The organism is Micromonospora sp. NPDC005174 (assembly GCF_040608495.1).
Lineage (GTDB): Bacteria > Actinomycetota > Actinomycetes > Mycobacteriales > Micromonosporaceae > Micromonospora.
Genome location: NZ_JBEXIJ010000007.1, coordinates 139,429 through 165,637 on the forward strand (window position 1 = coordinate 139,429; position 26,209 = coordinate 165,637).

22 protein-coding genes are annotated in these 26,209 nt (G+C 73.2%); 16 read left to right on the forward strand and 6 right to left on the reverse strand.

Going from position 1 to position 26,209, the window contains the following annotated elements:
• The first annotated feature begins 45 nt into the window (after window positions 1-45).
• The 5 genes from ABZU91_RS11060 (at window position 46) to ABZU91_RS11080 (ending at window position 6,049) form a co-directional block, all read left to right on the forward strand.
• The gene (locus tag ABZU91_RS11060; RefSeq protein WP_355052798.1) at window positions 46-747 is read left to right on the forward strand and encodes a response regulator transcription factor; all 702 of its coding nucleotides are present in this window, start codon (window positions 46-48) and stop codon (window positions 745-747) included.
• Window positions 744-2,300 (forward strand): HAMP domain-containing sensor histidine kinase, encoded by a 1,557-nt coding sequence (locus ABZU91_RS11065; protein WP_355237345.1) that lies wholly within the window; start codon window positions 744-746, stop codon window positions 2,298-2,300. Before ABZU91_RS11060 ends, ABZU91_RS11065 begins: the two co-directional genes overlap by 4 nt.
• 62 nt (window positions 2,301-2,362) lie before the next feature.
• Entirely contained in the window at window positions 2,363-4,012 is a 1,650-nt protein-coding gene (locus tag ABZU91_RS11070) for a trypsin-like peptidase domain-containing protein (RefSeq protein ID WP_355237348.1), read from the forward strand.
• A 183-nt stretch (window positions 4,013-4,195) separates the two neighbouring features.
• Complete coding sequence (locus tag ABZU91_RS11075; RefSeq protein ID WP_355237626.1) at window positions 4,196-4,852, forward strand: BON domain-containing protein; 657 nt, start codon at window positions 4,196-4,198, stop codon at window positions 4,850-4,852.
• 141 nt (window positions 4,853-4,993) lie between these two features.
• Window positions 4,994-6,049: a glycosyltransferase family 4 protein gene (locus ABZU91_RS11080; protein WP_355237629.1), complete on the forward strand. Its 1,056-nt coding sequence runs from the start codon at window positions 4,994-4,996 to the stop codon at window positions 6,047-6,049.
• Between the two features lie 14 nt (window positions 6,050-6,063).
• Here the strand turns inward: ABZU91_RS11080 and ABZU91_RS11085 are convergent, their stop codons facing one another.
• Entirely contained in the window at window positions 6,064-7,572 is a 1,509-nt protein-coding gene (locus ABZU91_RS11085) for a protein kinase (RefSeq protein ID WP_355237351.1), read from the reverse strand.
• Window positions 7,573-7,736: 164 nt separating this feature from the next.
• Between ABZU91_RS11085 and ABZU91_RS11090 the strand changes: the two genes are divergently transcribed.
• From ABZU91_RS11090 to ABZU91_RS11115, 6 genes are all read left to right on the forward strand, one after another.
• Window positions 7,737-8,570, forward strand: a complete 834-nt coding sequence (locus ABZU91_RS11090; protein WP_355237353.1) for a patatin-like phospholipase family protein — start codon at window positions 7,737-7,739, stop codon at window positions 8,568-8,570.
• On the forward strand, window positions 8,570-9,586 hold the full coding sequence (locus ABZU91_RS11095) for a 1-acyl-sn-glycerol-3-phosphate acyltransferase (RefSeq protein ID WP_355237355.1): 1,017 nt from the start codon (window positions 8,570-8,572) through the stop codon (window positions 9,584-9,586). Before ABZU91_RS11090 ends, ABZU91_RS11095 begins: the two co-directional genes overlap by 1 nt.
• Before the next feature lie 9 nt (window positions 9,587-9,595).
• On the forward strand, window positions 9,596-9,916 hold the full coding sequence (cutA, locus tag ABZU91_RS11100) for a divalent-cation tolerance protein CutA (protein WP_355237358.1): 321 nt from the start codon (window positions 9,596-9,598) through the stop codon (window positions 9,914-9,916).
• Between the two features lie 48 nt (window positions 9,917-9,964).
• Window positions 9,965-13,351 carry a hypothetical protein gene (locus ABZU91_RS11105; RefSeq protein WP_355237361.1) on the forward strand — a complete coding sequence of 1,129 codons (3,387 nt, stop codon included), beginning with the start codon at window positions 9,965-9,967 and terminating at the stop codon, window positions 13,349-13,351.
• A 134-nt stretch (window positions 13,352-13,485) separates the two neighbouring features.
• Entirely contained in the window at window positions 13,486-14,535 is a 1,050-nt protein-coding gene (locus ABZU91_RS11110) for an acyl-CoA desaturase (RefSeq protein WP_355237364.1), read from the forward strand.
• Window positions 14,536-14,689: 154 nt separating this feature from the next.
• Entirely contained in the window at window positions 14,690-15,844 is a 1,155-nt protein-coding gene (locus ABZU91_RS11115; RefSeq protein WP_355237367.1) for an FHA domain-containing protein, read from the forward strand.
• 49 nt (window positions 15,845-15,893) lie between these two features.
• Here the strand turns inward: ABZU91_RS11115 and rocD are convergent, their stop codons facing one another.
• The 3 genes from rocD to ABZU91_RS11130 form a co-directional block, all read right to left on the reverse strand.
• Window positions 15,894-17,108, reverse strand: a complete 1,215-nt coding sequence (rocD, locus tag ABZU91_RS11120; protein WP_355237632.1) for an ornithine--oxo-acid transaminase — start codon at window positions 17,106-17,108, stop codon at window positions 15,894-15,896.
• Window positions 17,108-17,923, reverse strand: coding sequence for a dimethylargininase (gene ddaH / locus ABZU91_RS11125; RefSeq protein ID WP_355237635.1), 816 nt, complete (start codon window positions 17,921-17,923; stop codon window positions 17,108-17,110). Before ddaH ends, rocD begins: the two co-directional genes overlap by 1 nt.
• 616 nt (window positions 17,924-18,539) lie before the next feature.
• On the reverse strand, window positions 18,540-19,334 hold the full coding sequence (locus ABZU91_RS11130; protein WP_355237370.1) for a DUF4190 domain-containing protein: 795 nt from the start codon (window positions 19,332-19,334) through the stop codon (window positions 18,540-18,542).
• A 134-nt stretch (window positions 19,335-19,468) separates the two neighbouring features.
• On the opposite strand from ABZU91_RS11130, the gene ABZU91_RS11135 reads away from it, so the two are divergent.
• Window positions 19,469-20,278: a DNA-formamidopyrimidine glycosylase family protein gene (locus ABZU91_RS11135; RefSeq protein WP_355237373.1), complete on the forward strand. Its 810-nt coding sequence runs from the start codon at window positions 19,469-19,471 to the stop codon at window positions 20,276-20,278.
• 9 nt (window positions 20,279-20,287) lie between these two features.
• Here ABZU91_RS11135 and ABZU91_RS11140 read toward each other — a convergent pair whose 3' ends face one another.
• Window positions 20,288-21,205 (reverse strand): aminoglycoside phosphotransferase family protein, encoded by a 918-nt coding sequence (locus ABZU91_RS11140; RefSeq protein WP_355237376.1) that lies wholly within the window; start codon window positions 21,203-21,205, stop codon window positions 20,288-20,290.
• A gap of 16 nt (window positions 21,206-21,221) precedes the next feature.
• On the opposite strand from ABZU91_RS11140, the gene ABZU91_RS11145 reads away from it, so the two are divergent.
• The gene (locus tag ABZU91_RS11145) at window positions 21,222-22,103 is read left to right on the forward strand and encodes a fructosamine kinase family protein (protein ID WP_355237379.1); all 882 of its coding nucleotides are present in this window, start codon (window positions 21,222-21,224) and stop codon (window positions 22,101-22,103) included.
• Between the two features lie 102 nt (window positions 22,104-22,205).
• Here the strand turns inward: ABZU91_RS11145 and ABZU91_RS11150 are convergent, their stop codons facing one another.
• Window positions 22,206-22,685, reverse strand: coding sequence for a MarR family transcriptional regulator (locus tag ABZU91_RS11150; protein WP_355237382.1), 480 nt, complete (start codon window positions 22,683-22,685; stop codon window positions 22,206-22,208).
• A 101-nt stretch (window positions 22,686-22,786) separates the two neighbouring features.
• Here ABZU91_RS11150 and ABZU91_RS11155 point away from each other — a divergent pair, with 101 nt between their 5' ends.
• The 3 genes from ABZU91_RS11155 (at window position 22,787) to ABZU91_RS11165 (ending at window position 26,117) form a co-directional block, all read left to right on the forward strand.
• A complete protein-coding gene (locus ABZU91_RS11155) occupies window positions 22,787-23,683 on the forward strand; it encodes an NmrA/HSCARG family protein (protein WP_355237385.1) in 897 nt (298 codons plus the stop codon).
• 278 nt (window positions 23,684-23,961) lie between these two features.
• Window positions 23,962-25,167, forward strand: a complete 1,206-nt coding sequence (locus ABZU91_RS11160) for an AGE family epimerase/isomerase (RefSeq protein WP_355237638.1) — start codon at window positions 23,962-23,964, stop codon at window positions 25,165-25,167.
• A complete protein-coding gene (locus tag ABZU91_RS11165) occupies window positions 25,164-26,117 on the forward strand; it encodes a carbohydrate kinase (RefSeq protein ID WP_355237387.1) in 954 nt (317 codons plus the stop codon). Before ABZU91_RS11160 ends, ABZU91_RS11165 begins: the two co-directional genes overlap by 4 nt.
• Window positions 26,118-26,209: the final 92 nt, after the last annotated feature.

A 26,209-nucleotide genomic window follows, 5' to 3' on the forward strand; every position in this document is an offset into this window, starting at 1 on the left:
GAAGCGTCCAGCGCCGGTGCAGTGAGTTCACCGATGATTGGGCCCATGCCCGCTACCCAGACCGAGGCGCGACTTCTCGTCGTCGAGGACGACCCGAACATCCTCGAACTGCTCTCCGCGAGCCTGCGCTTCGCGGGCTTCGACGTGGCCACCGCGACCAGCGGCAGCGCGGCCCTGAACGCCGCCAAGGACCACCGGCCCGACCTTGTCGTGCTCGACGTGATGCTGCCGGACCTGGACGGCTTCGAGGTCATCCGGATGCTGCGCGAGGGCGGTACGCGTACCCCGGTGGTCTTCCTGACCGCGCGGGACGCCACGGACGACAAGATCCGCGGGCTCACCCTGGGTGGCGACGACTACGTCACCAAGCCGTTCAGCCTGGAGGAGCTGACCGCCCGGATCCGGGCCGTGCTGCGCCGCACCACCACCGGCGAGCAGGCACCGTCCCGGCTCACCTTCGCCGACCTGGAGTTGGACGAGGAGACCCACGAGGTGCACCGCGCCGGGCAGCGGGTGCAGCTCTCGCCGACCGAGTTCAAGCTGCTGCGCTACCTGATGCTCAACGCCAACCGGGTGCTGTCCAAGGCGCAGATCCTCGACCACGTCTGGAACTACGACTTCCGGGGCGACGACAACATCGTCGAGTCCTACATCTCCTACCTGCGGCGCAAGGTCGACACCGGTCAGCCCCGGCTGATCCACACCCTTCGCGGCGTGGGGTACGTGCTGCGCAAGCCGGCGGCGTGAACCCGGTCCAGCAGGCGAAGGGACGGCTGCGGGGCGTACCGCTGCGGGTGAAGCTTGTCGCCTCGGTGCTCGCGCTGGTCTCCGCGGCGTTGCTGGTGATCAGCTCGCTGACCGCCTACTTCCTGCACAACTACCTGGTCGACCAGGTGGACGGGCAGATCCGGTCGGCCACCCAGGGTCTTGGTCAGTACCTCCCGGGTCTGCGCAGCGGCGAGGTAAACGTGACGCTCCCGAGCGACTACGTCGTCTCGCTGGCCGACGAGAGCAGGGTGTCCCGGCCGTACTACGACAAGGTGAATCGCTCCCCCGAACAGTTGCCCAGCTTCCCCACCACCCGCGCGGGCTTCGAGGACCTGGAGGGGCAGCCGAAGACGGTCCTGTCCCAGGACGGGCGGACCCGGTGGCGGGTCTACTACGCCGCCCAGCCGGACGGCTCGGTGCTGGCCGTGGGCCAGCCGCTGACCGAGGTCGACCGCGCGGTCAAGCAGCTCGTCTGGATCGACCTGCTGGTCGGCGGCGCGGTACTGATCATGCTGGCGTCGGTCGGCGCGGCAATCGTGCGGACCAGCCTCAAGCCCCTGGTGGAGATCGAGCGGACCGCCGCCGCCATCGCCGGTGGCGACCTGACCCGCCGGGTGCCCGACCCCGAGGAGGGGCACGAGCAACCCACCTCGGAGCTGGGCCGGCTCTCCCGCGCGCTGAACGCGATGCTCACCCAGATCGAGGCGGCGTTCACCGCCCGGGCGGCCTCGGAGACGGCGGCCCGCTCGGCGGAGAGCACCGCCCGCGACGCGGCCGCCGCGGCCCAGGCGTCCGAGGCGCGGGCCCGACGCTCCGAGGAGCGGATGCGGCAGTTCGTGGCGGACGCCTCGCACGAGCTGCGGACTCCGCTGACCACCATCCGTGGCTTCGCCGAGCTGTACCGCCAGGGCGCGGCCCGCGCGCCGGAGCAGACCTCCGGGCTGCTGCGCCGGATTGAGGACGAGGCCGCCCGGATGGGTCTGCTGGTCGAGGATCTGCTGCTGCTCGCCCGGCTGGACCGGGAACGGCCGCTCTCGCTGGCCCCGGTGGAGCTGCCGGTGCTCGCCTCCGACGCCGTGCAGGCGGCCCGCGCGATCGCCCCGGACCGGCGGATCGAGCTGGAGATCGAGCCCGGTTCCGGCCCCCTCGTCGTCTACGCCGACGACGCGCGGCTGCGGCAGATCATCGGCAACCTGGTGACCAACGCGTTGACCCACACACCGCCGGAAGCCGACGTCAGCGTGCGCCTACGAGCCGAGACGGGCAACCTCGCGGTCGTCGAGGTGGCGGACACCGGTCCGGGACTGTCCCCGGAACAGTCGGAGCGGGTCTTCGAGCGGTTCTACCGGGCCGACGCGGCCCGGACCCGACGGGCGGACGGCAACACCGGCACCGGCCTCGGCCTGGCCATCGTGGCGGCTCTGGTGACCGCCCACCACGGTTCGGTCGAGGTGGTCGAGACGCCGGGGGGCGGGGCCACCTTCCGGGTCCGGCTGCCGCAGGTGCCCAGAGGCGACGACCTGGGCGAGTGACTTTCAGCCAACTTCCAGGACGGTTCCAGGTTGATTGCAGTGCGGAGGGAGAAGGTAGTCCCATGACCGAGTTCGAGTCCGACCCGCAGCGCCGGCCGGCCCCCACCGACGCCGAGCCGTCGCACCCCACCGCCGAGTTGCCGCGCGACGAGCGCGCGCAGTCCGACTCTCCGACGACCCCCGTTCCGGCCGACGCCGCCACCCCGACCGCCGCCACCCCGACCGCCGCCACCCCGGCCGTGGCCGACGCTCCGACGGCCGCGAACCCGGCCGTGACCGACGCGCCGACCGCGCCCGTCCAGCACGTCGGGCAGCCCACCGGGTACGAGCCGCCGACCGCGGCCCAGCCCGCCGGATACCAGCCGGCGACTGGCCAGCCCACCGGGTACGAGCCGCCGACCGCCGGCACGTCCGCGCCGCCGTACCCGGTCTCCGGCCACCCGACGCCCGGCCAGCACGGCTACCCGCAGCCCACCGACGGTCGCTACCCGGGTGCCCCCTGGTACGCGGGCCAGCAGTCCGGCTGGGCCGGCGGGGGCCAGCCGGGCATGGCCTACCCGCAGCACGCGCCCCAACATGGACAGCACCCCCAGCACCCGGGACAGCCCGTGCCACCCTGGGGTCCGCAGGCCACGCCGCCCGGCTCCGGGCCACGGCCGGGCCGGATCGCCAAGTTCGCCGGCGCCGGTGTCGCGGTGTTCGCCCTGATGCTCGGCTCCGGCGTGGCCGGTGGTGCGCTCGCGCTCGCCCTCGACGGCGACGGCGGTGGTGTCACCCGCACCTACACGGCGGCACCGGTGCTCAACAGCGCGGACCTGCCGAAGATCGCCGCCGCCGTCCAGGACAGCGTCGTCTCCATCGCCACCGACAGCGGTGAGGGCTCCGGCGTGGTGCTCACCGCCGACGGCTACGTGCTCACCAACAACCATGTGGTCGCCTCCGCGAGCGGAGACACCGTGCAGGTGGTCTTCGCCGACGGCCGAAAGGTCCAGGCGAAGATCGTCGGCACCGACCCGAAGACCGACCTGGCCGTGGTCAAGGCCGACGGGCTGAACGACCTCAAGCCGGCGAAGTTCGGCGACAGCGACGCCATGCAGGTCGGCGACCAGGTCCTCGCCCTGGGCAGCCCGCTGGGCCTCCAGGGCTCGGTGACCGCCGGCATCCTGAGCGCCCGGGACCGCACCATCCGGGCCGGCGAGGGCCAGCAGCAGGACCCGGGGCAGCAGGGCCAGGCCGTCAGCTCGATCTCCGGCCTGTTGCAGACCGACGCGCCGATCAACCCGGGCAACTCCGGTGGTGCCCTGGTCAACACCCGGGGCGAGGTGATCGGCGTCAACACCGCCATCGCCACCTCCGGGCAGAGCACCGGCAACATCGGCGTCGGCTTCGCCATCCCCAGCAACAAGGCCAAGGACGTGGCGGGCAAGCTCCAGCGCGGCGAGAAGGTCAGCCACCCGTCGCTCGGAGTCGGCGTCAACCAGGCCGAGGGCGGCGGCGCACTGGTCGCCTCGGTCACCGCGGGCAGCGCCGCTGAGAAGGCCGGCCTCCAGCAGGGTGACGTGGTCACCCGCTTCGGTGACAAGGCGATCAACGACTCCGACGACCTGGTCGGCGCGGTGCAGGCCGGCAAGGTCGGCGACCGGGTCGAGGTGCACTTCAAGCGCAACGGTGCCGAGAAGACGGTGACCGTGACGCTCGCCGAGACGTCCTGACCGACACCACCACCTGCCTCCCTCCGGCGGCGGGTGGCGGAGCCAAGGGGGTTGGCTCCGTCACCCGCCGCTGCTTTCCCCCGAACGGCGGTTCACCCGAGCAGGGTGAACCGCCGTCACCCGTACGCCCGGCAGGCTCGGCGGGCGAGCTGGCGAGCGTGAGGGGTGGGGCTGATGAGCACCATGGATGTCGAGGACGACCAGGTCCAGCGGGACGTCCTGGCCGAGCTGGCCTGGGACCCGCAGGTGCCGCCGAACGAGATCGGAGTGACCGTCGACCAGGGGGTGGTCACCCTCACCGGTCACGTCGACGGGGCCGCCCGCGGGTGGGCGGCGATCCGCTGCGTCCAACGGGTCCGGGGCGTACGCGTGGTGGCCGACGAGATCGAGGTACGGCTGCCGGGGACCCCGGGGCGTACCGACGGTGATATCGCCCTCGCCGCGTCCCGCGCCCTCGACTGGGACAGTTTCGTACCCGCCGAGCATCTGGACGTCAGCGTGGCCAACGGCTGGGTGATGCTGCGCGGGGAAGTCGAGTTCGGGTGGCAGCGCCGCGCCGCCGAGGGGGAGTTGCGCCGACTGGACGGCGTACGGGGGATCACGAACCTCGTCGAGGTGCGACCGTCGTCGCCGCCGCCGGACGAGCGGGTGCGCCAGGACGTCCAGCGCGCGCTGGCGCGGACACTCGGCGCCGAACGGGTGGCGGTGGAGGTGGACGGCGACACGCTGGTCCTCGCCGGGGTGGTCCGCTCGTGGTGGGAACGGGACCAGGTGGAGCGGGTGGCGTGGTCGACGCCGGGTGTGCGGGTCGTGCACGACCAACTCCTGGTCGGCGGGTAAGCGTCCGCCTTGTCCGGTTTACCGGGGGCGGCGTGGGGAATCCGCCGCGAACCATGCCGACCGGGGGACCAACGGGGAGGACTCGTGGCCGTGAACCACCCGCCCGCCGACCGCCCGCCGGAGCGGTCGTTGCGCATCGCGATGGTGGTCCCGCCATGGCTGTCCGTGCCGCCGCCCGGCTACGGCGGTCTGGAGCAGGTGGTGGCCGGCCTGGTGGACGCGTTGACCGCGCACGGTCACGCGGTGACGCTGTTCGGTGCCGGTGCGCAGCACGGCACCGCCGCCAGCGGCTTCGTCTCCACCGTGGCGGAGGTGCAGTACGAGCGGCTCGGCGAGTCGTTGCCGGAGCTGGCGCACCTGGCCCGGGTGAACCGCCTGATCACGCCGGCCGACTTCGACGTGATCCACGACCACACCACGATCGGCCCGCTGGTGGCCGGCCGCCGGTCGGTACCGACGGTGGCGACCGTGCACGGCAACCCGGTCGGGGAGTACGGCGACGTGCTCGGTGACGCCGACGAGGACGTCGCCCTGGTGGCCATCTCGCACGCCCAACGTGGGCTCAACACGGGCCTGCCCTGGGCCGGCACCGTGCACAACGCGCTGGACCTGCGCGGCTTTCCGCGTAAGACCGAGCCCGGCCCGGGGCCGGTGCTGTGGCTGGCCCGGTTCAGCCCCGACAAGGGCCCGGACGTCGCCATCCGTGCCTGCCGGGAGGCCGGCCTGCCGCTGCTGCTGGCCGGCAAGTGCAACGAGCCGGCCGAGCGGCGCTACTACGAGCAGGTCGTCGCGCCGCTGGTCGACGAGGACGTGACCGTCGTCTTCAACGCCGACCGTGCCGAGACCCTGCGAATGCTTGTCGACGCCCGCTGCCTGATCATGCCGATCCAGTGGGACGAGCCGTTCGGCATGGTGATGCTGGAGGCGATGGCGACCGGTACGCCGGTGGTCGCGCTGGACCGGGGCGCGGTCCCGGAACTGGTGCGGCCCGGTCGCACGGGATTGGTGTGCCGAGGGGCCGAGGAACTGCCCGCCGCTTTGCGGGCTGCGCGGGAGCTGGACCCGCGGGACTGCGTGGCGCACGTCGCCGAGAACTTCTCGGTCGAGCGGATGGCGTACGGCTACGAGGAGATCTACCAGCGCTTCGCCCTCGGTCGGCCCGACGTCCGGCGAACGGCTTCGGTCGCGGTGCGCTGACCGCCTCGCCCCGGTCAGACCCGTGCCGCGCCCAACTCGGCGATGGCGGCGTCGAGCCGCTGCGCGTACGCCGGGCTGATCGCACCCTCGCCGAGCCGGACGGTGACCTTCTCGCGCAGCCGGGCTACCGACGGCGCCAGCTCGTTCCGGCCGGACCCGACGGCGACGAGCAGGTTGCGCAGCGACTGGTGCAGGTCGAGGCCGACGTCGCTGCGGATCTCGCCGTCGCGCAGCCCGGCGTCGACGAGCCCGTCGACGCGGTTGGCGGCCTCGGCGAGGGTGCCCGGCTCGGCAGTGGACGCGACGGTGGGCGGTGCCGACGTCGGTGCCGGGGCCGGCTGTAACGGGTCGCCGGCTGGCGGATCGGTCGACGGGTCGCTGGGCGCGGGCGTCGTCGGACCGGCCGTGGGCTCGGCCCGACGATCCGGTTTCTGGTCGGGCAGCAGGGTGGTGCCGGCGAGCGCAACGGCGACGGCCAGGACCACGGCGATCCCCAGCAGCGCCGGCCGTCGGAGTGACCGGGGGGCGCCGTCAGCGGGCAGTGCCGGCGTGCGGGTCGTGCCGTCGGCGCGGAGCGTCGTCACGACGCCCGCGTGCGCGGCCGGGGCGTCGCTCGCCGGCAGGCCCGGCGGCGACGGCGTCGGCAGGGTCGGGGCCGGAACTCCGATCGTGGCGGTCGGCGGGTCGGGCGTCAGCAGATGGCCGCGCAGCACGGTGGCGATCTGCCGAGCGGTCGGCCGGTCCGCCGGGTCGCGGGCGAGGCTGCGCAGGCAGATCCGGGCGACCGCCGTCGGCAGCTCCGGCACGCCGGCCAGCGTCGGCGCGGGGCCGTCGGCGAGCGCGGCGCTGAGCTGCTCCCAGGTGTCCGCCGGGTACGGCACCCGCCCGGTCAACGCCTCGTGCAGAAGGACGCCGAGCGAGTAGACGTCGGTGGCCGGTTGGGCGGGAGCGCCGTCGAGGCGTTCCGGGGCGACGTACGCCGGGGTGCCGAACGTGCCGCCGTCCTCGTCCTCGTCGGGCGCGCCGATCCGGGTCGCGATGCCGAAGTCGAGGACCTTCACCCCCATCGCCGTCATCATGACGTTGGACGGGGTGATGTCGCGGTGCACGATGCCCAGCCGGTGCGCGGCGGCCAGCGCGTCGGCGACCTGGGCGCCCACCTCGACCGCCTCGGGCCACGGCAACGGCCCCTCGGTGAGCCGCAGCTCCAGCTCCTCGCCGCTGAGCAACTCCATCACCACGAACGAGGTGATGGAGCCGTCCGGGTCGACCGTCTCGCCGTAGTCGTGCACCGAGGTCACGTGCGGGTGCACCAACTGGGCGGCGGCGCGCGCCTCCTCCCGCACCATGTCGCGGAACCGTGCGTCGGCGGCCAACGAGGCGGCGAGCACCTTGAGCGCCACGAAACGGTCGAGCACCTCGTCCCGTGCGCGCCAGATGACCGACATGCCGCCGGCACCGATCTGGTCGATGAGTCGGTACCTGCGGGCCAGCAAGCGGCCCGGATGCAGCGCTGCCTTCACGGATCGCACCTGCCCTCGGGGTGGGAGCGGTATCAGGTTGCGCGAATGTGTCGTGCCTGTCAACGCCGACGGGACGGCAAGTCGACGGACGGTGGCTGGGGTGCGCCGACCGTCCGGCGGCGGCGGCTCGCGGGTCGGCGGCGGGCGCGTGCCAGGATGAGGACATGGCTCCGGGACCGGTGGCGTTCGTGCTCGGCGGCGGCGGGGTGCTCGGCGCTGTGGAGGTCGGGATGCTGCGGGCACTGTTCCGCGCCGGCATCCAGCCCGACATGGTGATCGGCACCTCGATCGGCGCGGTCAACGGTGCGCTGGTCGCCGCCGACCCGTCCGAGGCGGTGACCGACCGGCTGGTCCGGCTCTGGGCGTCGCCCGAGGCCAGCGAGGTGTACGGCGACTCCGTCGCCCGACAACTGCGCCGCTTCGCCGCCCGTACCCACCTGCATTCGCCCCGACCGCTGCGCCGGCTCCTCGAGTCGGAGTTGGGGCTGGACACCACCTTCGCCGACCTGCGCGTGCCGTTCCGCTGCTGCGCCGCCCACATCGAACGCGCCGCCGAACACTGGTTCACCAGCGGGCCGGTGGTGCCGGCGGTGCTGGCGTCGGCATCGGTGCCAGGTCTGCTCCCGCCCACCGAGATCGACGGCGCGCACTACATCGACGGTGGCATCGTCAACTCCATCCCGATCGGCGAGGCGGTGGCCGCGGGCGCCAGCCAGATCTTCGTCCTCCAGGTGGGCCGGATCGAACGGGAGCTGACGCCGCCCCGACGGCCCTGGGAGATCGCGCAGGTGGCGTTCGAGATCTCCCGCCGGCACCGGTTCTTCCGGGAGATGGCCGCGCTACCCGAGGGGGTGGAGGTGCACGTCCTGCCGACCGGAGGGCTGGATCCCCGCGACGACACGCCCTGGGCGTACCGGGACATGGCCGCGGTGGGACGTCGGATCAGCCGGGCGTACACCGCTTCCCGCCGCTACCTCGCCACCCACGTGGACCGCTGATGCCGCTGCCTCCCCGGTGGTTGCGGCGGTTGCTGATCGCTCCCGGCGTGGTGCTGCTCGCGATCGTCGTCGTGACCACGCTGCCGGTCTGGGCGCTGCTCGCCGCCGCTGCCTCACCGCTGGTCCCGGGCCGGCTCCGCCCCCTGCGGCTGCTCTGGATCGGCTGCGTCTACCTGGTCTGGGACGCGGCCGCGCTGCTCGCGCTCTTCGTCCTCTGGCTGGCCTCCGGGTTCGGCTGGCGCAGCCGGTCCCCGGGGTTCCAGCGCGCGCACTACGTGCTGGCCGGCTGGTTCCTGCGGGTCTTGTTCTGGCAGGCCCGCTGGTCGCTGCGGCTGAACATCGACGTGGTCGGGACCGACCCGGACACCGCGCTGCCCGGTCGGCCCGAACTGGTGCTGTGCCGACATGCCGGGCCGGGCGACTCGTTCATCCTGATCCACGGGCTGGTCAACTGGTTCCACCGGGAGCCACGGATCGTGCTCAAGGACAGCCTGCAGTGGGACCCGGCGATCGACGTGCTGCTCAACAGGTTGCCCAACCGGTTCATCGCGCCCACCGCGGAGCGTGGCGAGGAGACCGTACGTCAGGTCGGGCACCTGGCCACCGGCCTGGACGACAACGACGCCTTCGTGATCTTCCCGGAGGGCGGCAACTTCACCCCGCGACGGCGACTGCGGGCCATCGCCCGGCTGCGCTCGCTTGGCCTCGAACGCATGGCGCGTCGTGCCGAACGGATGCGTCACGTGCTCGCCCCGCAGCCCGGTGGCGTGCTCGCCGCGCTGGACGCCGCACCGGACGCCGGGGTCATCTTCGTCGCCCACACCGGACTGGACCGGATGCTCACGGTCGCCGACGTGTGGCGGGAACTGCCCATGGACAAGCGGATCGTGATGCGTTTCTGGTCGGTGCCGCCCGAGGAGGTGCCGACCGAACGGCAGCAGCGCATCGACTGGCTCTTCGACTGGTGGGCGCAGATCGACACGTGGATCGCAGCCAACCGGGAGGTTGCCGCGTAGGGTGCGCTCGTGGAGCAGATCTGCGTGGTGACGACGGTGGTGGATGCGCGTTCGGTCGCGGACGTGCTGGCGGCGGCGGCCGTCGCCGGGCGGCTCGCCGCCTGTGCCCAGGTCGGCGGTCAGGTGGACAGCACCTACTGGTGGCGTTCCGGGGTGGAGACAAGCACCGAGTGGTCCGTGCAGTTCAAGACCGCACCGGACCGGCTGGCTGCTCTGGTGGACCAGATCCGGGCCAGCCACCCGTACGAGGTCCCGGAGATCCTGGTGTCCAGGGTGGAGAGCGGCAACCCCGGGTACGCGGCCTGGGTACACGACCACACCCGACCCTAGGTACGCGCACTCTGGGCTGTCCCCCTCCGGCTTCTCGATGATGACCGGGTGGACGACACGCGCTATCCCTGCCCCGCCTGCGGCGCCTCGGCCGATCTGAGCGCCGGTTGTGCCGGCTGCGGCCGCCCGCCGGACCCGATCGCGGCCGAGGTCGTCCAACTCGGTCGGGAGGTGGCTCGGCTCGAGCCGGAGGTGGAGCGGGCCCGCCGGACGTACACCGAGTTGGCGGGGTTGCTGACGGCGACCTCGCGGCGGCGCGCCGAGCTGGCGGCGGTGGTTCGCGCGCAGAGGGCGGCGGAGGTGTCGACCGTACCGGCGGCACCGCTCGCTGCGTCGACGCCCGTCGGTTGCGTGGTGGGGACGCCGTCGCCCGGCGCGGCGGAGACCTCGACGCGGACCGTCCAGGGGCTGTTGTTCGTCCTGGGTGGACTCCTGCTCGGTACGGCGGCGGTGGTCTTCACGGCGGTCGCCTGGGCGGCTGTGGGGGTCGGCGGCCGGGCGTTGATCCTGGCGGCGGTCACGACGCTCGTCCTGGCCGGCCCGCTGGTGGCGGTTCGGCGGGGCCTGCGGGGCACGGCGGAGACGTTTGCCGCGGTGGGGCTGCTGCTGGTGTTGCTGGACGGGTACGCCGCCTGGTCGGTGGACCTGGCCGGGGTGGCCGACTGGCCGGGCACCCGTTACGCCGCGCTGGTCGGGGGGGCCAGCGCGGCGGTCGCCGTCGCGTACGGGCTGCTCAGCGGCTTGGCGGGGCCCTGGTTCGCCGCCCTCGTGGTGGGCCAGCCGGTGCTGCCGCTGCTCGCGGTGCAGGCCGAGCCCGGCGCGGCGGGCTGGGCGCTGGCGCTGCTCGGGGTTGCCCTGCTCGACCTGGTGGTGCTGGTCGCACTGCGCGGCGGGGTGGCTGGCGTCCGGCTGGCCGGTCGGGTCCTCGCCGGAGTGGGCCATGTCGGCGCGCTGGCCGGGGCCGCCGCGTGTGCGCTGGTGCCGTTGCTGGTGGGGCGGGCTGCGGGATCGCCACTGCTGGCGGGGGCGCCGCTGCTGCTGGTCGCGGTGACGGGGGTCGGCGCGGCCTGGCTGGTTGGCGGTGCGACGCTGCGGGCGGTGGCCGGCGGGCTGCTGGTTCCGGTGCTCGCCGCCGCGCTGCTGCGTCCGGTGGGTGAACTGCGTCCGTCGCTGCTGTTGCTCGCGGCGTCGACGGTGGCACTCGCCCTGGCCGGTGCGGTGCGACTGCTGCCCACCGGTTGGCGTACCGGTCCGCGTGCCGGCGCGCTGCTGGTCGCCGCCGCTACGGCGCAGATCACCGTGGTGATCGCCGGTGCGCTGGCGGTGGCCGCTGCCACCCGGTCGCTGCCGCCCTGGCACGGGGCCCGGCTGGGGCCGGACCTGAGCTGGGGCTGGCAGTTGGCGCCGGCCGTGGCGCTGGCGCTGGCCGGGACCGTGGCGCTGCTGCCCCGGCGCGGGTGGGCGGTGCTCGCGTCGGCCGGTGCGGTGGCCGTGCTGCTCGCCGTCCCGGCCGGGTGGACGGCGTCGTGGACGACGGTGGTGGCCGTGGACCTGGTGGGTGGGTCGGTGCTGCTGCTCGCCGTGCTGGCCCGCCCGGCGACCCGAGCGGCGATCCTGCTCTGCTGGGCGTCCGGCGGCGCGGTCCTGCTCGGGCACGCGCTGCTGGTGGCGCTGGCCGATCCGGCAGGCGTGGTGGTGGTGTTGGGTGTCGGCACCGCGCTCGGGGTGGCGGTGGCGTTGCGGCGGGGGTCCGGGGCGTACCGCCGGGTGGCGGGTGTGGGTGTGCTGGTCGCCCAGCTCGCGCTGCCCGGCATCGCTGCGGTGGCGGTGTTCGCGGCCGGCGCGCCGCCGTGGTGGCAGGCCCGCGCGGCCCTGGCCGCCGCCGGGCTTCCGCTGGTCGCGGCGCTCGCGGTGCGTCGCCACCGGACCGACCTCCTGGGGTACGCGGTGACGGGCGCGGTGGTCGCGGTGCTCGCGGCCGGGATCGCGCCACTGCTGGCGGTGGGAGACGAACCCGTGACGCTGTACGCCGCGCTGGCGGCGTTGGGCGTCGCGCTCGTCACCCACGGGGGCGGACTGTCGGCGGTCGGCCCGTCGAGGGTGCTGGCGGCGTCGGGTGTCGTGCTGGCGGGGGTCGCGGCGCTGGCCGCGGTGCCGGCGGTGTGGGGGGCGCTGTTCGCTCCGTACCGCGTCCCGGGGTCGGTCTGGTCCGGCGTGCCGACCGTCGTCGCCGATCGGGGGCTGTTCCCGGCCGGGCTGGCCCTCGTCACGCTGACGGTGGCCGCGCTGCTGGCCGGTCGGCCGCTACGCCAACCGCTGCTGGTCGCCGTGCCGTTCGCCGCCGCCGCGCTGCCGGTACTGCTCGTCGCGGTGGGCGCGCCCTGGCCGGTGCTGCCGGCCGCCACCCTGCTCGCCGGAGTGTCCGCGCTGCTGCTCGCCGCCCTGCTGACGCCCCGCCTGGCACTCGCGTCGATCGTCGCGCCGGCGGGGGCGGTACTGACCGTGGCCGGGGTGACGGGGCTCCTGGCCACCCGGTCCGGGACGCTCGCCGCCGAGGGCACGCTCCTGGTGGCGGCCGTGGTCGTTGCCGTCGGGGCACGGGTCGGCGAGGTGCGCCTCGTCGGAAGCGTCGCGGCGGTGGGGGCCGCGTGCGCGTTGGCGGTGACGGCGCCGCTCGCCGCCGGGCAGCCGGTGCAGGCGGCGGCGTACCCGCTGCTGGGGGTGGCCGCGCTGGTCCTCGCCGTCGCCGCCGCCGCGAGCGGCCGACGTGTGGCGGTCGGGCGCGTGTTGGACGCCGCCGCGCAGGCGGTGGCGCTGGTGGCGGCGGTGCTGGCCGTCGAGGTGGCCCGGCATCTCGCGACCGTCTGCGTGCTCTGGGGAGCGGCCGTGGCGCTGCGGCTGCTGCGACGGGGCGAGTCGGCCGGTCGACGGTGGGGGTTCGCCGCCGTCGCCGCGGGCAGCGAGTTGCTCGGAGCGTGGGTGCTGCTCGCCGCCGGCGGGGTGACCGTGCTGGAGGCGTACACCCTGCCGGCCGCCGCGCTCGCCGTCGGCGCGGGCCTGCTGGCGCTGCGGACCCGGCCGGGGCTGACCAGCTGGCCGGCGCTCGGTCCAGGGCTCGTCGCCGCGCTGCTGCCGAGTCTGGTGTCGGTGCTGGCCGGGTCGGACCCGCAGCCGTGGCGGCGGCTGCTACTCGGGGCGGCGGCCCTGGGCACCGTGTTGGCCGGGGCCCGCCGTCGCTGGCAGGCGCCGGTGCTGGTCGCCGGTGGCGTGCTGGCGGTCCTGGCACTGCACGAGCTGGCGCGTGGCTGGGACCTGCTGCCCCGGTGGATCTACCTGGGCGTCGGCGGGTTGGCGTTGATCGGGTTGGCGGCCAGCTACGAGCGGCGGCGGCGTGACCTGGCCCGACTGCGCGCGGTGGTGGCCCGGCTGGGCTGAGCCGAGGTCGGGGGGTAGTGCTCGCCCTACCCCCCGTCCGGGGGTTCTCAGGGTTACTCAGCCCAACTTCCTTGGGCATGGTTGACGGTGAGCCCGGACCATCCGGTCCGATCCACATCAAGGGGGACGCAGCGATGGCGCTCGGAGCGGTGGCGGAACCGCCGGTACGGCGGGGTAGTGACTACGCACAGCTCTCCCGACGGATCAGTCAGGCCGGTCTGCTGGAGCGGCGGCCCGCCTCGTACGTGGCCCGGACCGTGCTCACCCTCGGCGCGTTCGTGGCCGGCTGGGTTGCCGTGGTCCTCGTCGGCGACTCCTGGTGGCAGGTGGCGCTCGCCGTCGTGCTGGCGGTCGCCACCACCCAGGTCGCGTTCCTGGGCCACGACGCGGGACACCGCCAGATGTTCCGTCGACGCCTCCCCAGCGAGCTCGTCGGGTTGGTCGCCGGTAACGCGGCGGTGGGGCTCAGCTACGGCTGGTGGGTCGACAAGCACAACCGGCACCACGCCAACCCGAACCACGAGGACGAGGACCCGGACGTCGGCGCGGGCGCGCTCGTGTGGACGTACGAGCAGGCGCTGGGCACCCGGGGGTTCGGTCGGTGGCTGGCGCGACGGCAGGCGTACCTGTTCTTTCCGATGCTGCTGTTGGAAGGTCTGAACCTGCACGCGGCGAGCATCCGGGCGATCGTCGGCCGGGGGCCGGACGGCCGGTACGCCACCCCGATGCGGCACCGCGCGGTCGAGGCGGCACTGCTCGTCGCACACACCGTCGGCTACGTGGCGCTGCTGCTGGCGGTCATGTCGCCGGGCAAGGCGCTGCTCTTCGCCGCCGTGCACCAGGCGCTGTGGGGCCTCTACATGGGCTGCGCGTTCGCGCCGAACCACAAGGGCATGCCGATGCCGACCGCCGAGGACGAGTTGGACTTCCTGCGCAAGCAGGTGTTGACCTCGCGCAACGTGCGAGGCAGTCGCCTGGTGGACACCGCACTGGGTGGGCTCAACTACCAGATCGAGCATCACCTGTTCCCGAACATGCCTCGGGCCAACCTGCGCCGGGCGCAGCCGATCGTGCGCGCCTACTGCGCGGAGCAGGGCATCTCGTACGCCGAGACCGGGCTGGTCGAGTCGTACCGGCAGGCGCTCGGCCACCTGCACGAGGTGGGCCGGCCGCTGCGCGGCTGACGGTGGCGCGTCCGACTCGTCGACTGCGCCACCGGTAGGGTCTGGTCATGGCAGACCTGCTCACCGCGGACGCGGTGCGGAAAGAGCTGGGCGGGGTAACCCACCGGGACATCGAGCTGGCCAGGCGGATTGACGACATCGTCCGGAGTGCGGCATGAGATTCGAGATCAGCAAGGTGCTGGACGCCATCGAGGGGCGGGTCTGCACGGACCCGTCGTTGGCCCGCGCGGTGCTCGACCTGGCCGAGATCATCCGTTACCAGGACATCGACGGCGGTCGGCCGGCGAGCCTGCTGCGCCTCGGCATGGTCATCGACGCGCTCTCCCGCGAGATGGAGGAGGACAGCGTCCAGGTGTACGCGGTGGTGCACCGTGCGCTGCTCTCCGACGCCGACCTGACGTCCAACGAGCGGATGGTGGTGCGCCGCTGGGCGGACGACGGGCTGGTCGAGGTGCTCGACAATCCGGGTGACCGGATGCTGGAGGTGGCCGACCTGCTGGGCGTGCCGGTGCTCACCCGGGTCCGCTTCGACGGGCTGCGTGGACGGTTCCCGTGGCTGGTCGAGCAGCCCGGCCGGGTGGTCGCCCCCGTGCCGGGCGCGGGTGGTCCGGTGTTCATCGCGCACGTCGGCGGCGGGCACGCCCCGGTCGCCGGCAAGCGCTCGCCGACCGGCGCGAAGCTGCTGGCCCGCCAGTGGCGGTGCCCGGAGTCGGGGTGCGCGCTGTTCGGCGGCGGTGGTGGGGGTGGCGCGTTCGCCGACCTCGCCGGAGGCGCGGACCGCAGCCCGGCCGCGCAGCCGCCGCCCTCGCTGCGCAACGGCGTACCGACCTGCCCCCGGCACGGCGCGCGGCTCGGTGACGCCGGCCCGCGTCCGCGTACGGAGGTGCTCGCGGTACGCGTCGGCGGTCTGGTCCGGCGGCGGTTCGTGCTCAGCGAGGAGCAGCCGGTGGTGGCCGGCCGGGCACCCGAGCAGGAGGGCGGGATCATGCTCGGGCAGTGGCTCAACGACGAGGCCAGGCGGTGGATCAGCCGGGGTCACGTGCACTTCGAGCTGCGGGTCGGTGAGGTCATCGTGACCGACATCAGCACCAACGGCTCGGGCATCCGCCCGGGCGGTTCGATGACCGAGTCGGACCGCATTCCACTGGCCCCGCAGCAGTCCCGGGTGCTTGGCGAGAACGACATGATCGAGCTGTACCCAGGCGTGCAGATCGGCCGCGCCGAGGAGTTGCCGACCGGCGCCCCGTTCACCCCCACCTCGGTGATGGCCGAGGCCCCCACAATGGCGATGCGCCTACCCCGTCCGTGACGCGAGTGGCGGGCGCCGACGTCGGCGCCCGCCACTCACACGTTCCGGATCAGGCGGCCAGCACCTCGGCGAGCGTCGTGATCGCCTGGTCGATCTCCGCTTCGGTGATCACCAGGGGCGGGGCGAGCCGGATCGTGGAGCCGTGGGTGTCCTTGGCGAGGATGCCGCGATCCATCAGGCGCTCGCACGCCTCGCGTCCGCTCATCAGCGCCGGGTCGATGTCCAGGCCGGCCCACAGGCCGCGGACGCGTACGCCCACGAGGCCCTTGCCGACCAGCCCTTCCAGGCCGGCCCGCAGGCGCTCGCCCAGCTCCGCCGAGCGCTGCTGGAACTCACCCGTCGCCAGCAGCCGGACCACCTCGACGGCCACCGCGCAGGCGAGCGGGTTGCCGCCGAAGGTGGAGCCGTGCTGGCCGGGCTTCAGCACGCCGAGCACGTCGGTGTTCGCGGCCACCGCGGAGACCGGCACGATGCCGCCGCCGAGCGCCTTGCCCAGCAGGTACATGTCCGGCACGACGCCCTCGTGGTCACAGGCGAAGGTCCGACCGGTACGCCCCAGACCCGACTGGATCTCGTCGGCGATGAAGAGCACGTTCCGCTCGGTGCAGACCTCGCGTACTCCCGGCAGGTAGCCCTCCGGCGGCACCACCACGCCCTGCTCGCCCTGGATCGGCTCCAGCAGCACGGCGACGGTGTTCTCGTCGATCGCGGCGGCGAGCGCGTCCAGGTCGCCGTACGGCACGACCGTGAAGCCCGGGGTGTACGGCCCGAAGTCGGCGCGCGCGTCCTCGTCGGTGGAGAAGCTGACGATGGTCGTCGTCCGGCCGTGGAAGTTGCCCTCGGCCACCACGATGTTCGCCTGACCGGCCGGTACGCCCTTGACCTGGTAGCCCCACTTGCGGGCCACCTTGATCCCGGTCTCCACGGCCTCCGCGCCGGTGTTCATCGGCAGTACGAGGTCCTTGCCGCACAGCTCGGCCAGCTCCCGGCAGAAGTCGGCGAACTGGTCGTGGATGAACGCGCGACTGGTCAGCGTCAGCCGATCGAGTTGCGCGTGCGCGGCGGCGATGAGCTGCGGGTGCCGGTGGCCGAAGTTGAGCGCCGAGTAGCCCGCGAGGCAGTCCAGGTAGCGCTTGCCGTCCACGTCGGTGAGCCACGCGCCCTCGGCGGACGAGATCACCACCGGCAGCGGGTGGTAGTTGTGCGCCGTCCAGCGCTCGGCGTCCCGGACCGCACCCGGCGTACGCAGCATGTCGTCCACGATCACTTGCTTGCCTTTCCCTGACGGAGTCGCAGCGTGCAGCACTTCGGTCCGCCGCCGGCCTTACGCAGCTCGGACAGGTCGACGCCGATGGTCTCGTAACCCCGGTCGCGCAGCTTGGCGGCGAGGTCGGTGGCCTGCGCGGGCAGCACGACGTGGCGTCCGTCGCTGACCGCGTTCAGGCCCAGTACCTCGGCGTCGGCCATGGTGGCGTGCACGGCGTCGGGGAAGAGCCGCCGCAGCACGGCCTGGCTGCCGGGGGAGAACGCCTCCGGCAGGTACGCCACGGTCTGCGCGTCGAGGACGGTCAGCGCGGTGTCCAGGTGGTAGAAGCGCGGATCGACGAGCTGCATGGTGATCACCGGATAGCCGAAGACCTCCTGCAACTGGGCGTGCGCGGCGTGGGCGGTGCGGAAGCCGGTGCCGGCCAGCAGGTGGTCGCCGGCCAGCAGGACGTCGCCCTCACCCTCGTTGACGTGCTTCGGGTCGTACATCTCGAAGCCGGCGGCCTCGAACCAGGCCCGGTAGGCCGGCGCCTCGTCGGCGCGCTGCGGGTCGCGGAACTGCACGGCCATCGCCTTGCCGTCGATCACGGTGCCACCGTTCGCGGCGAAGACCATGTCGGGCAGGCCGGGTACCGGAGTGATCTCCTCGACGGTGTGGCCCAGGTCAAGGTACGTCTGGCGAAGCTGCTCCCACTGCCGGACGGCCAGCGCGGCGTCGACCGGCGCGCTCGGGTCCATCCAGGGGTTGATGGCGTAGTCGACGGCGAAGTACGTCGGCCGGCACATCAACAGGCGCTGGCTGGTGGCGTCCATCGTCATTGTCCTGCTCCCAGGGGTCGGGCGCGCCCGGCCACCGTGGCCCACGGGCTGGCGCCGTTGCTCAACGGTATGCGGCGTCAGCGGCGAGATCCACCACCGAGAGTTGCGCAGACCGTAGATACGTTGCGTCTGAGGTCAGCTCGGCCGCGATTCGTTGCGTTGACGGGCAGGTGAGGAGTCGTGCGTGCTCCGGGTCACCCCGGTGCCGCTGGACACCGGGTGCCGTCCGTGGGTGGGTCGAGGTGCATCAGGCGACGCGACCGGCGGGCGGGGTCGGTGGGTGGGTGCACGTCCTTTGCTCTGCTTCAACGGGGGCAACAGCTGTTGTCCGGTAATCGGACGCACGGTGTTGCCTGGGGTGAAGCAGAGCAAAGGACACAGGGGGAGGGGGCGCGGGCGGAGGGGCGCAAGGGGAAGGGCGCGCGGGCGGCGGGCGCAAGGGGAAGCGGGCGCAAGGAGAACGGGGCGAACCCCGGACACACTTCAGGGGCGGCGAATCGCCGCCCCTGAAAGGGTGTCTCCCGGCCGGTGAACCACCGGACTGATCGGGCTCTGCCGGCGAACCGCCGGTTGTTCGCCGGTGCATCACCGGCGAGCGGAACAGTGCCCGCTAGAAGCGATCGACAAACTGTGAGTCAAGCCACTCGCGGAGGCGCTGCACCCAGTCGCCGTCGGTGGTCGGCCACACGAACTGTCCGGTCATCGCCAGGACGCCGAGCACCACGGCCGCGAGCCCGATGAGAATGCCGAACAGCGCGTCGGTCTTGCCGGCGACGTGCCGGCGGCGGGTCGCCATCAGGCCCAGCACCGAGAGCACCGCGCCGACCCCGCCGAGCCCGATGCCGTACCCGGCCAGCGTGCCGCTCAGCACGAACAGCGCACCGACGACGGAGACGATCAGGCCGAGGGTGGCGAGCAGGCTCGCCCGAGGCTTCGGGCCGCGCGTCACCGGTGGCTCCAGCTCGGTGTCGCGGGCGGGGGTCGTGTCGACCGGGCGGTCGGTCACGTCGGGCCGCCGGGTGGTGGGGTCGAGGTCGGTGTCCCGCTCGGGACGTCGGGTCGTACCGTCGAGGTCCTTGTCACGCTCGATGGTCGGGGCCGCGACCGTCGCGGCAGCGGCGGCCGGGCGGGCGGCGTCGGACCGGGTCTCGGTGTCCGCCGGCCGGGCGGTGGCGGCGCGGGCCACGGCGGCGCGCTCCGCGGCTCGCCGCTCGGCCTCGCCGCTGCGTCCGGTCCGCCCGGCGGTCGCCGTGGCGTCGCCGGTGGCCGTGGTGCTGGGGTACGTCGCCTGGTCGGCGTCCCGGTCGGTCAGCGTTGTATCACGGCCGTCGACCCGGCCGTCGAGGTTCTCGTCCCGCGTCGGCGTCTGCTCCGACCGGCGGGAGAGCGAAGGAATCTTGACCACTGCACACCTCCTGTTGACTGCGTGGTGGCCGACGTTCAGAGGTGGCACCCACGCGTTGCGACCCCGAAATACCCACCTGGGCGTTTCCTGACACCGATTTCGGGTACGACCGGCGCTGACTATCCTTGGCACCCGTGCCAGAGGGACACACGATCCACCGCCTGGCGGCCCGGCACGCCGAGCTGTTCGCCGGGGACAAGCTGCACGCCGCCAGCCCGCAGGGCCGCTTCGCCGACGGTGCTGCGCGGCTCTCCGGCACCGTCCTGGACAGCACCGAGGCGTACGGCAAGCACCTGCTGCACCACTACGCCGACGAGCTGACCCTGCACGTGCACCTCGGGCTGTACGGCAAGTTCACCGACGGCCCGGGGACGCCACCCGAGCCCGTCGGCCAGGTACGGCTGCGGCTGGCCAGTGACCGGCACTGGCTGGACCTGCGCGGCCCGACCGCCTGCGAACTGCTCACCCCGCCCGAGGTCGACGCCCTGCGGGCCCGCCTCGGTCCGGACCCGCTGCGCGCCGACGCCGACCCCGAGCGGGCGTACGCCCGGATCTCCCGCAGCCCGACGCCCCTCGCGGCCCTGCTGCTCGACCAGTCGGTGGTGGCCGGCACCGGTCTGATCTTCGTGACCGAGGCGCTGTTCCGGGCCGGCCTGCCGCCGACGATGCCCGGCCGGGGGCTGACCCGGGCCGGCTGGGATGCCCTCTGGGCCGACCTGGTCGCGCTGATGCGGCTCGCCCTGGAGCACGGTCGGATCGACACCGTCCGCGACGTCCACCTGCCGGAGGCGATGGGCCGGCCGCCGCGCGTCGACCGCCACGGCGGCGAGGTGTACGTCTACCGCCGCGCCGGCACTCCCTGCCACATCTGTGGCACCGAGGTCAGTCGCGGCGAGTTGGCCGGCCGCAACCTCTACTGGTGCCGTACCTGCCAGACGGGCTGACCCTCGGCGTCAGTCGCTGCCGAGCAGCCAGCGGACCACCTCGATCTGGTGCGCGAAGACGACCTGGTCGGCGATGCTCCAGGCCAGGCAATGACCGATCGTCCAGCCCCGGACCCGGTCGACGTCCAGCCCGAGGTCGGTGCTGAGCCGGTCGAGCCGGTGCCGGACGGCGACCGGCGAGTGACCCAGCTCCGGACCGCGCACGAGGGGCACCACCGAGAACTCCCGCTCGCCGATCAGCGGCTTGGGATCGATCACCAGCCAGGGGGCGCGCTCGGCGGCGAGCACGTTGCCGGCGTGCGAGTCCTGGTTGACGAGCACCTGTTCGCCCTGGCTCGCCGACAGGTCGACGAGCAGGGAGCGGGCCGCGTCGAGGAGTCGCCGTTCGTACGGCCGGCCGGCGCGGTCCCAACTGCGCGGCATCCGGTCGAGCCAGCCGGCGGCCTCCTCGGCGAGCGGGGTGAACGGCGCGTCGGCCGGTCGCCAGAGCCGGGGCAGCAGGTCGACCGCCGCGTCCAGCGCCCGATCCATCGGTAGTTCGTGCAGGGGCGTACCGGGTCGGCAGCGCTCCACCAGCAGCGCGCGCCGTTCGGGGTCGTGGGCGAGCAGCCGGATCGCACCGTCGCCGTCCCAGTGGGCGAGCGCGTGGGCCTCGTACCGACTGTCCTCGTCCGGGAACTGGACCTTGAGCACTGCCGCCGTACCGTCGGGCAGATCGGCGGGGAGCGCCAGCGAGGCGTACGCCTGCCGGAACGGCGGACCGAGCCGCAGCGACCACCGTTCGGCGCACTCCGCCACCAGCGTCGGCAGCGCGGTCAGCCAGGCCTGGCCCACCCCTGACGCTCGTACCCAACCAAGCCCCTCGGGCAGTTCCATCCCGCCATCCTGCCCGGACGCGACAGACGGGGTGGACACCAGATCGGACATCCTGGAACCTGTCGTGATGCGACCGGGGCCGTTCTTACGGGAGAGCCTGCTGCGCGCCGGGATGCGCGATGTCGTCGCCGTCGAGCCGGCGGCGGGTGGGCTCGCGGCGCTGGCGGGCATCGCCACCCGCCGGGACGCGCCGCCGGTGTTCGTCAAGGCGTTCGCCGAGGCGCCGGCCGACGACGTCTTCCCCGCCGAGGCCGACGGGTTGGCCGCGCTGCGCGACCTGGGCGGGGTGGCGACGCCCGAGGTGATCCTCGCGGACCGGGACGTGCTGGTGCTGTCGCTGCTGCGGCCGAGGCCGCGCAGCGAGGCGTTCTGGGAGCGGTTCGCGCATGTGCTGGCTCACCTGCACACGAGTACGCCCCATCCGCGCTTCGGTTGGCACCGGGACAACTGGCTGGGGCGTCGCCGGCAGGTCAACACGTGGCACGACGACGGCTTCGCGTTCTTCGCGCAGCACCGGCTACTCCGGTGGCTCGGCGAGCCCCGTGTGGACGCGGCGCTGGATCGCGAGGATCGGGCGGCGCTGGAACGGCTCTGTTCCCGGTTGCCCGAGCTGCTGCCGGCCCGGCCCGCCTGCCTCACACACGGCGACCTGTGGACGCAGAACGTCCTGTCCACGGCGGACGGCCAGCCGGCGCTGATCGATCCAGCGGTGTCCTATCTGTGGGCCGAGGTCGACCTCGCCCACGTCTGGACGACGTCGCCGCCGCCGGAGGCGCAGCGGTTCTTCGACGTCTACGCGGAGCTGACGTCGCTCGACAGCGACTGGCGGGCCCGGATGCCGATCATCCAATTACGACAGCACCTCGCGGTGCTGGCCCAGTTCGACGACGATTGGGGCGCGGGCGACCAGATCCGTACCACGCTCGCCCCGTTCCGCAGCAGGACGTGACCCGGGAGGCCCTGTGACTACGAGGGGCCGGCGTTGTTCGAGGAGGCGCGTCGGCCGATCGACGACCACTACTGAGGGACGGCTTGCAACCTGCTGGCCCGCTCAGTCGGGCTTGGGTCGTGAGCGCAGCCGATCCATCTGGGCGTGGCTGAGGTCGTGTGCGCGCGCCAGGTGGCGGGTGATCACCTCAAGCTCCTCCTCGGTGTGGTCGTCGAGGATTGCCTGCCAGGACCGGCCAAGGTCGTCCCAGACCCTCGTGACCCGGTCGATCCGGTCCGGCACAGGGCTGACCAGCACCCGACGCCGGTCCTCCCGGTCGGGCGTGCGTTTCACGTAGCCGCCACGTTCCAGTCGGTCGACCAGGCGGGTGGCCGAGCCGGTGGTCAGGCCGGTCATCTCGGCGATCTCACGCACCGTGGGCGGGGTGGGTGCCGCGGTGAGCAGGCTGAGGAACTGTACGTCCGTCGGATGGAGCCCGAGGTGGTCGGCGATCGCCTGGTTGAACAGCACATACGAGGCCAGATAGCGACGGGACGCCATCGACAGATCCTCGTAGAGCCGTGCCCGACGCGGTGGAGTCATGTCCATCACCTCCTAATTGGTTGCGCGGCGCAGCGATTCCTTCTAATCTGCTGCGTGATGCAGCAAATGCGTCACGCAGCTATCTTACCTCGGGAGGACTCGTGCTCACCGTCGCCGTCAGTGGAGCCACCGGAGCGCAGGGCGGGGCCACGGCCCGCGCCGTGCTGAAGGCCGGCCATCGGGTACGAGCGCTCACCCGCCAACCCACCTCCTCGGCGGCCGACAGTCTGCGCGGCCTCGGCGCCGAGGTGCGCCAAGCCGACTTCGACGACCGCGCCTCCCTGGCCGCCGCGCTCGCCGGAGCGGATTCGTTGTTCGCGGTCACCACCCCGTTCGGCACCGACCTGGCCACCGAGGTCCGACACGGCGCGGCCCTCGTCGACGCCGGGGCTGCCGCCGGCCTCGGTCATATCGTGCTGACCACCGTCGCGCACGCCGACCGGGGCACGGGCGTACCGCACTACGAGAGCAAGTACCTGGTCGAGCAGCACCTTCGCGGCTCCGGCGTGCCCTGGACGATCATCGCGCCAGCAGCATTCATGGACAACTACGCCAGTGGCTGGACCCTCGACGGCCTGCGCAAGGGCGTCTTCGCGTGGCCGATGCCGGCAGATCGGCGGCTCGCCCTCATTTCGGCGGCCGACATCGGCGCGTTCGCCTCGCTCGTCCTCCAGCGCCCTGACGAGTTCGCCGGCCGCCGGATCGACATCGCCTCTGATCAGTGCACGCCTGCGGAAATCGCCGAGATCCTCACCGTCGTCACCCGCTCCGCCATCGACCATCGGCAGGTGCCGCTGGCCCGTGTCCGGCAGTGGTCCAGCGACCTGGCGGCCATGTTCGAGTACTTCACCGAAGTCGGTCTGGACCTTGATGTCCCCGGGCTGCGGGCTGACTACCCGGAGGTCGGCTGGCAGCGCTTCGCCGACTGGGCCGCCGCTCAGGACTGGGCCACGCTGCTGTCCGCCACGCCCACCGACAGCGGGTCCTCCAACTCCTGACGGGTGGTGTGACGCAGCGGAATTGACAGTCGACCGGCAGCCGGAGCAGGGTTGCGAAGTGACAACGCTGTCAACGGACAAAAGGGATGAGAAGCAGTCGCTTCCACTCCTACGTCTACGGCGGCATGCCGTACCGTTGACCGTTTTCCGGCGCGGACCCGGTCCGTCCGCCGATCCTTGCCGTATGCCCCTTCGCTCCTCGACGGTGACCAGCTGAGATGACCGACACGCCCCGCTTCGACGCCGAACCGCCCCCTGCCCCGGCAGGGGTACCCGACATGCCCGACCTGGACGGCTTCCTCGCCGACCAGACCCGCACGCTGCTCGACACCGCCCGCCGGTCGGTCCGGCCCGAGGGCGGCTTCTGGTGGCTCACCGACGACCGCACCCCGGACCGGGGCGAAGCCGTCTACACCTGGATCACCTGCCGGATGACCCACGTCGCCGCGCTCGCCCACCGCAACGGTGACCCGGATGCCGCCGCCATCGTCGACCACGGCGTCGCCGCGCTCGACACGCTGCTGCGCGACGACCGGTACGGCGGCTGGTTCGGCGCCGTGGACCAGCACGGTACGCCGACCGACGAGCGCAAGGCCGGGTACGACCACGCGTTCGTGCTGCTCGCCGCGTCCAGCGCCGCCCGGGCCGGGCGGCCCGGCGCGGACCGGTTGCTCGCCGAGGTCCTCAACGTGGTGCGGGACCGGTTCTGGGACGACGAGACGGGCGCCGTCCGTGAATCGTGGAACCGGGACTGGACGGTCACCGAGGACTACCGCGGCGCGAACAGCAGCATGCACATGGTCGAGGCGTTCCTCGCCGCTGCCGCCGCCACCGGCGACACGAGCTGGACCGACCGGGCCCTGCGGATCGCCAGCCACCTGGTGCACACCGAGGCCGCCCGGCACGACTGGCGGCTGCCCGAGCACTTCACGGCCGACTGGGTGCCGCTGCTCGACTACAACCGGGACCAGCCCGCCGACCCGTTCCGGCCGTACGGCTCGACGATGGGCCACTGGCTGGAGTGGGCCCGGCTGCTGCTCGAACTGGAGGCGGTCCTGCCGCAGCCGCCGGGCTGGCTGCTCGCCGACGCCCGTGCCCTGTTCTCCGCCGCCCTGCGGCGTGGCTGGGCGGTCGACGGCGCGGACGGCTTCGTCTACACCATCGACTGGGACGATTCGCCCCTCGTGCGCTCCCGGATGCACTGGGTGCTGGCCGAGGCCATCGGGGCGGCGGTCACCCTGTTCCGCCGTACCGGGGACGCCGCCTACGCCGACTGGTACCGGGCCTTCTGGGCGTACGCGCGCCACTACCTCGTCGACGGCACCGGCTGGCGGCACGAGCTGGACGCGCGGAACCTGCCCGCCGACACGGTGTGGCACGGTCGCCCCGACGTCTACCACGCGTATCAGGCGGTGCTTCTGTCCCGCTCGGCCGACGGCCTCGGTGGCCCCGGCCCGCTCGCCCCGGGGACGGTGACCGCATGATCGTTGTCGCCGGAGAGGCGCTCATCGACCTGGTGGTCACCGCCGACGGGCAGCGCGCGGTGCCGGGCGGCTCGCCCGCGAACGTGGCGGTCACCCTGGCCCGACTCGACCAGCCGGTACGACTGCTGGCCCGGCTCGGTCCCGACGAGTACGGTCGGCAGATCGCCGAGCACCTGGCGGCCAACCGGGTGGACCTCCAGTGGGCGGTCCGCGCCCCGGAACCCACCTCGGTGGCGGTCGCCACCCTGGACGCCACCGGCCAGGCCAGCTACGAGTTCCGGCTCGACGGCGCGGCGGACTGGCAGTGGACACCGCAGGAGCTGCCCGACCTGGCCGGCTCGTCGGCGATCGCCTTTCACACCGGGTCACTCGCCCTGGCGCTCGCCCCCGGCGCGCAGGCACTGGAGGGGCTGCTCGCCCGCGAACGCGACCGCGACGCCGTCACCCTCTCGATCGATCTCAACCTGCGTCCGAGCATCGTCACGGACCGGGCAGCCGAGCAGGAGCGGGTACGCCGACAGGTACCCCTCGCGCACGTGGTCAAGGCCAGCGACGAGGACCTGGCCTGGCTCTACCCGGGTCGGTCGGTGGGCGACGTGATGGCCGACTGGCGCGAAGCCGGCGTGTCCTGCGCCGTGGTGACCCGTGGCGGTGAGGGCGCGTGGCTGCTCGCCCCCAACGGAGTGCTGCACGACCAGCCGGCCGTACGCACCACAGTGGTCGACACCGTCGGCGCGGGCGACTCGTTCACCGGTGGCCTGCTCGCCGCACTGGCCGACATCGACGCGCTGGGTAACCGGCCTTCCGACCGGCTCGCCGCGGTGACCGAGTCGCAGTGGACGACGGTGCTCCGCCAAGCGGCGACGGTGGCAGCCCTGACCTGCGCCCGCCGAGGCGCCAACCCCCCAACCCAAGCCGAGGTAAAAGCCCTCCTGACAGCCCCGCGCTAACCCCCCGGCCCTGACCCCGCCCTGACCCCGCCCTGACCCCCTCCGCGATCTTGCACTTTCTGTCGCGACAGAGCGGGTCAAAATCCACGAAT

Excerpts from the sequence above, each read along its gene's own strand:
- ABZU91_RS11140 (WP_355237376.1), bottom strand. The coding sequence starts at position 21,205 with ATGTCCGATCTGGTGTCCACCCCGTCTGTCGCGTCCGGGCAGGATGGC.
- ddaH (WP_355237635.1), bottom strand. The coding sequence starts at position 17,923 with ATGGACGCCACCAGCCAGCGCCTGTTGATGTGCCGGCCGACGTACTTC.
- ABZU91_RS11070 (WP_355237348.1), top strand. The coding sequence starts at position 2,363 with ATGACCGAGTTCGAGTCCGACCCGCAGCGCCGGCCGGCCCCCACCGAC.
- ABZU91_RS11165 (WP_355237387.1), top strand. The coding sequence starts at position 25,164 with ATGATCGTTGTCGCCGGAGAGGCGCTCATCGACCTGGTGGTCACCGCC.
- ABZU91_RS11115 (WP_355237367.1), top strand. The coding sequence starts at position 14,690 with ATGAGATTCGAGATCAGCAAGGTGCTGGACGCCATCGAGGGGCGGGTC.
- ABZU91_RS11075 (WP_355237626.1), top strand. The coding sequence starts at position 4,196 with ATGGATGTCGAGGACGACCAGGTCCAGCGGGACGTCCTGGCCGAGCTG.
- ABZU91_RS11060 (WP_355052798.1), top strand. The coding sequence starts at position 46 with ATGCCCGCTACCCAGACCGAGGCGCGACTTCTCGTCGTCGAGGACGAC.
- ABZU91_RS11080 (WP_355237629.1), top strand. The coding sequence starts at position 4,994 with ATGGTGGTCCCGCCATGGCTGTCCGTGCCGCCGCCCGGCTACGGCGGT.
- ABZU91_RS11145 (WP_355237379.1), top strand. The coding sequence starts at position 21,222 with ATGCGACCGGGGCCGTTCTTACGGGAGAGCCTGCTGCGCGCCGGGATG.
- ABZU91_RS11150 (WP_355237382.1), bottom strand. The coding sequence starts at position 22,685 with ATGACTCCACCGCGTCGGGCACGGCTCTACGAGGATCTGTCGATGGCG.
- ABZU91_RS11160 (WP_355237638.1), top strand. The coding sequence starts at position 23,962 with ATGCCCGACCTGGACGGCTTCCTCGCCGACCAGACCCGCACGCTGCTC.
- ABZU91_RS11095 (WP_355237355.1), top strand. The coding sequence starts at position 8,570 with ATGCCGCTGCCTCCCCGGTGGTTGCGGCGGTTGCTGATCGCTCCCGGC.
- ABZU91_RS11110 (WP_355237364.1), top strand. The coding sequence starts at position 13,486 with ATGGCGCTCGGAGCGGTGGCGGAACCGCCGGTACGGCGGGGTAGTGAC.
- ABZU91_RS11090 (WP_355237353.1), top strand. The coding sequence starts at position 7,737 with ATGGCTCCGGGACCGGTGGCGTTCGTGCTCGGCGGCGGCGGGGTGCTC.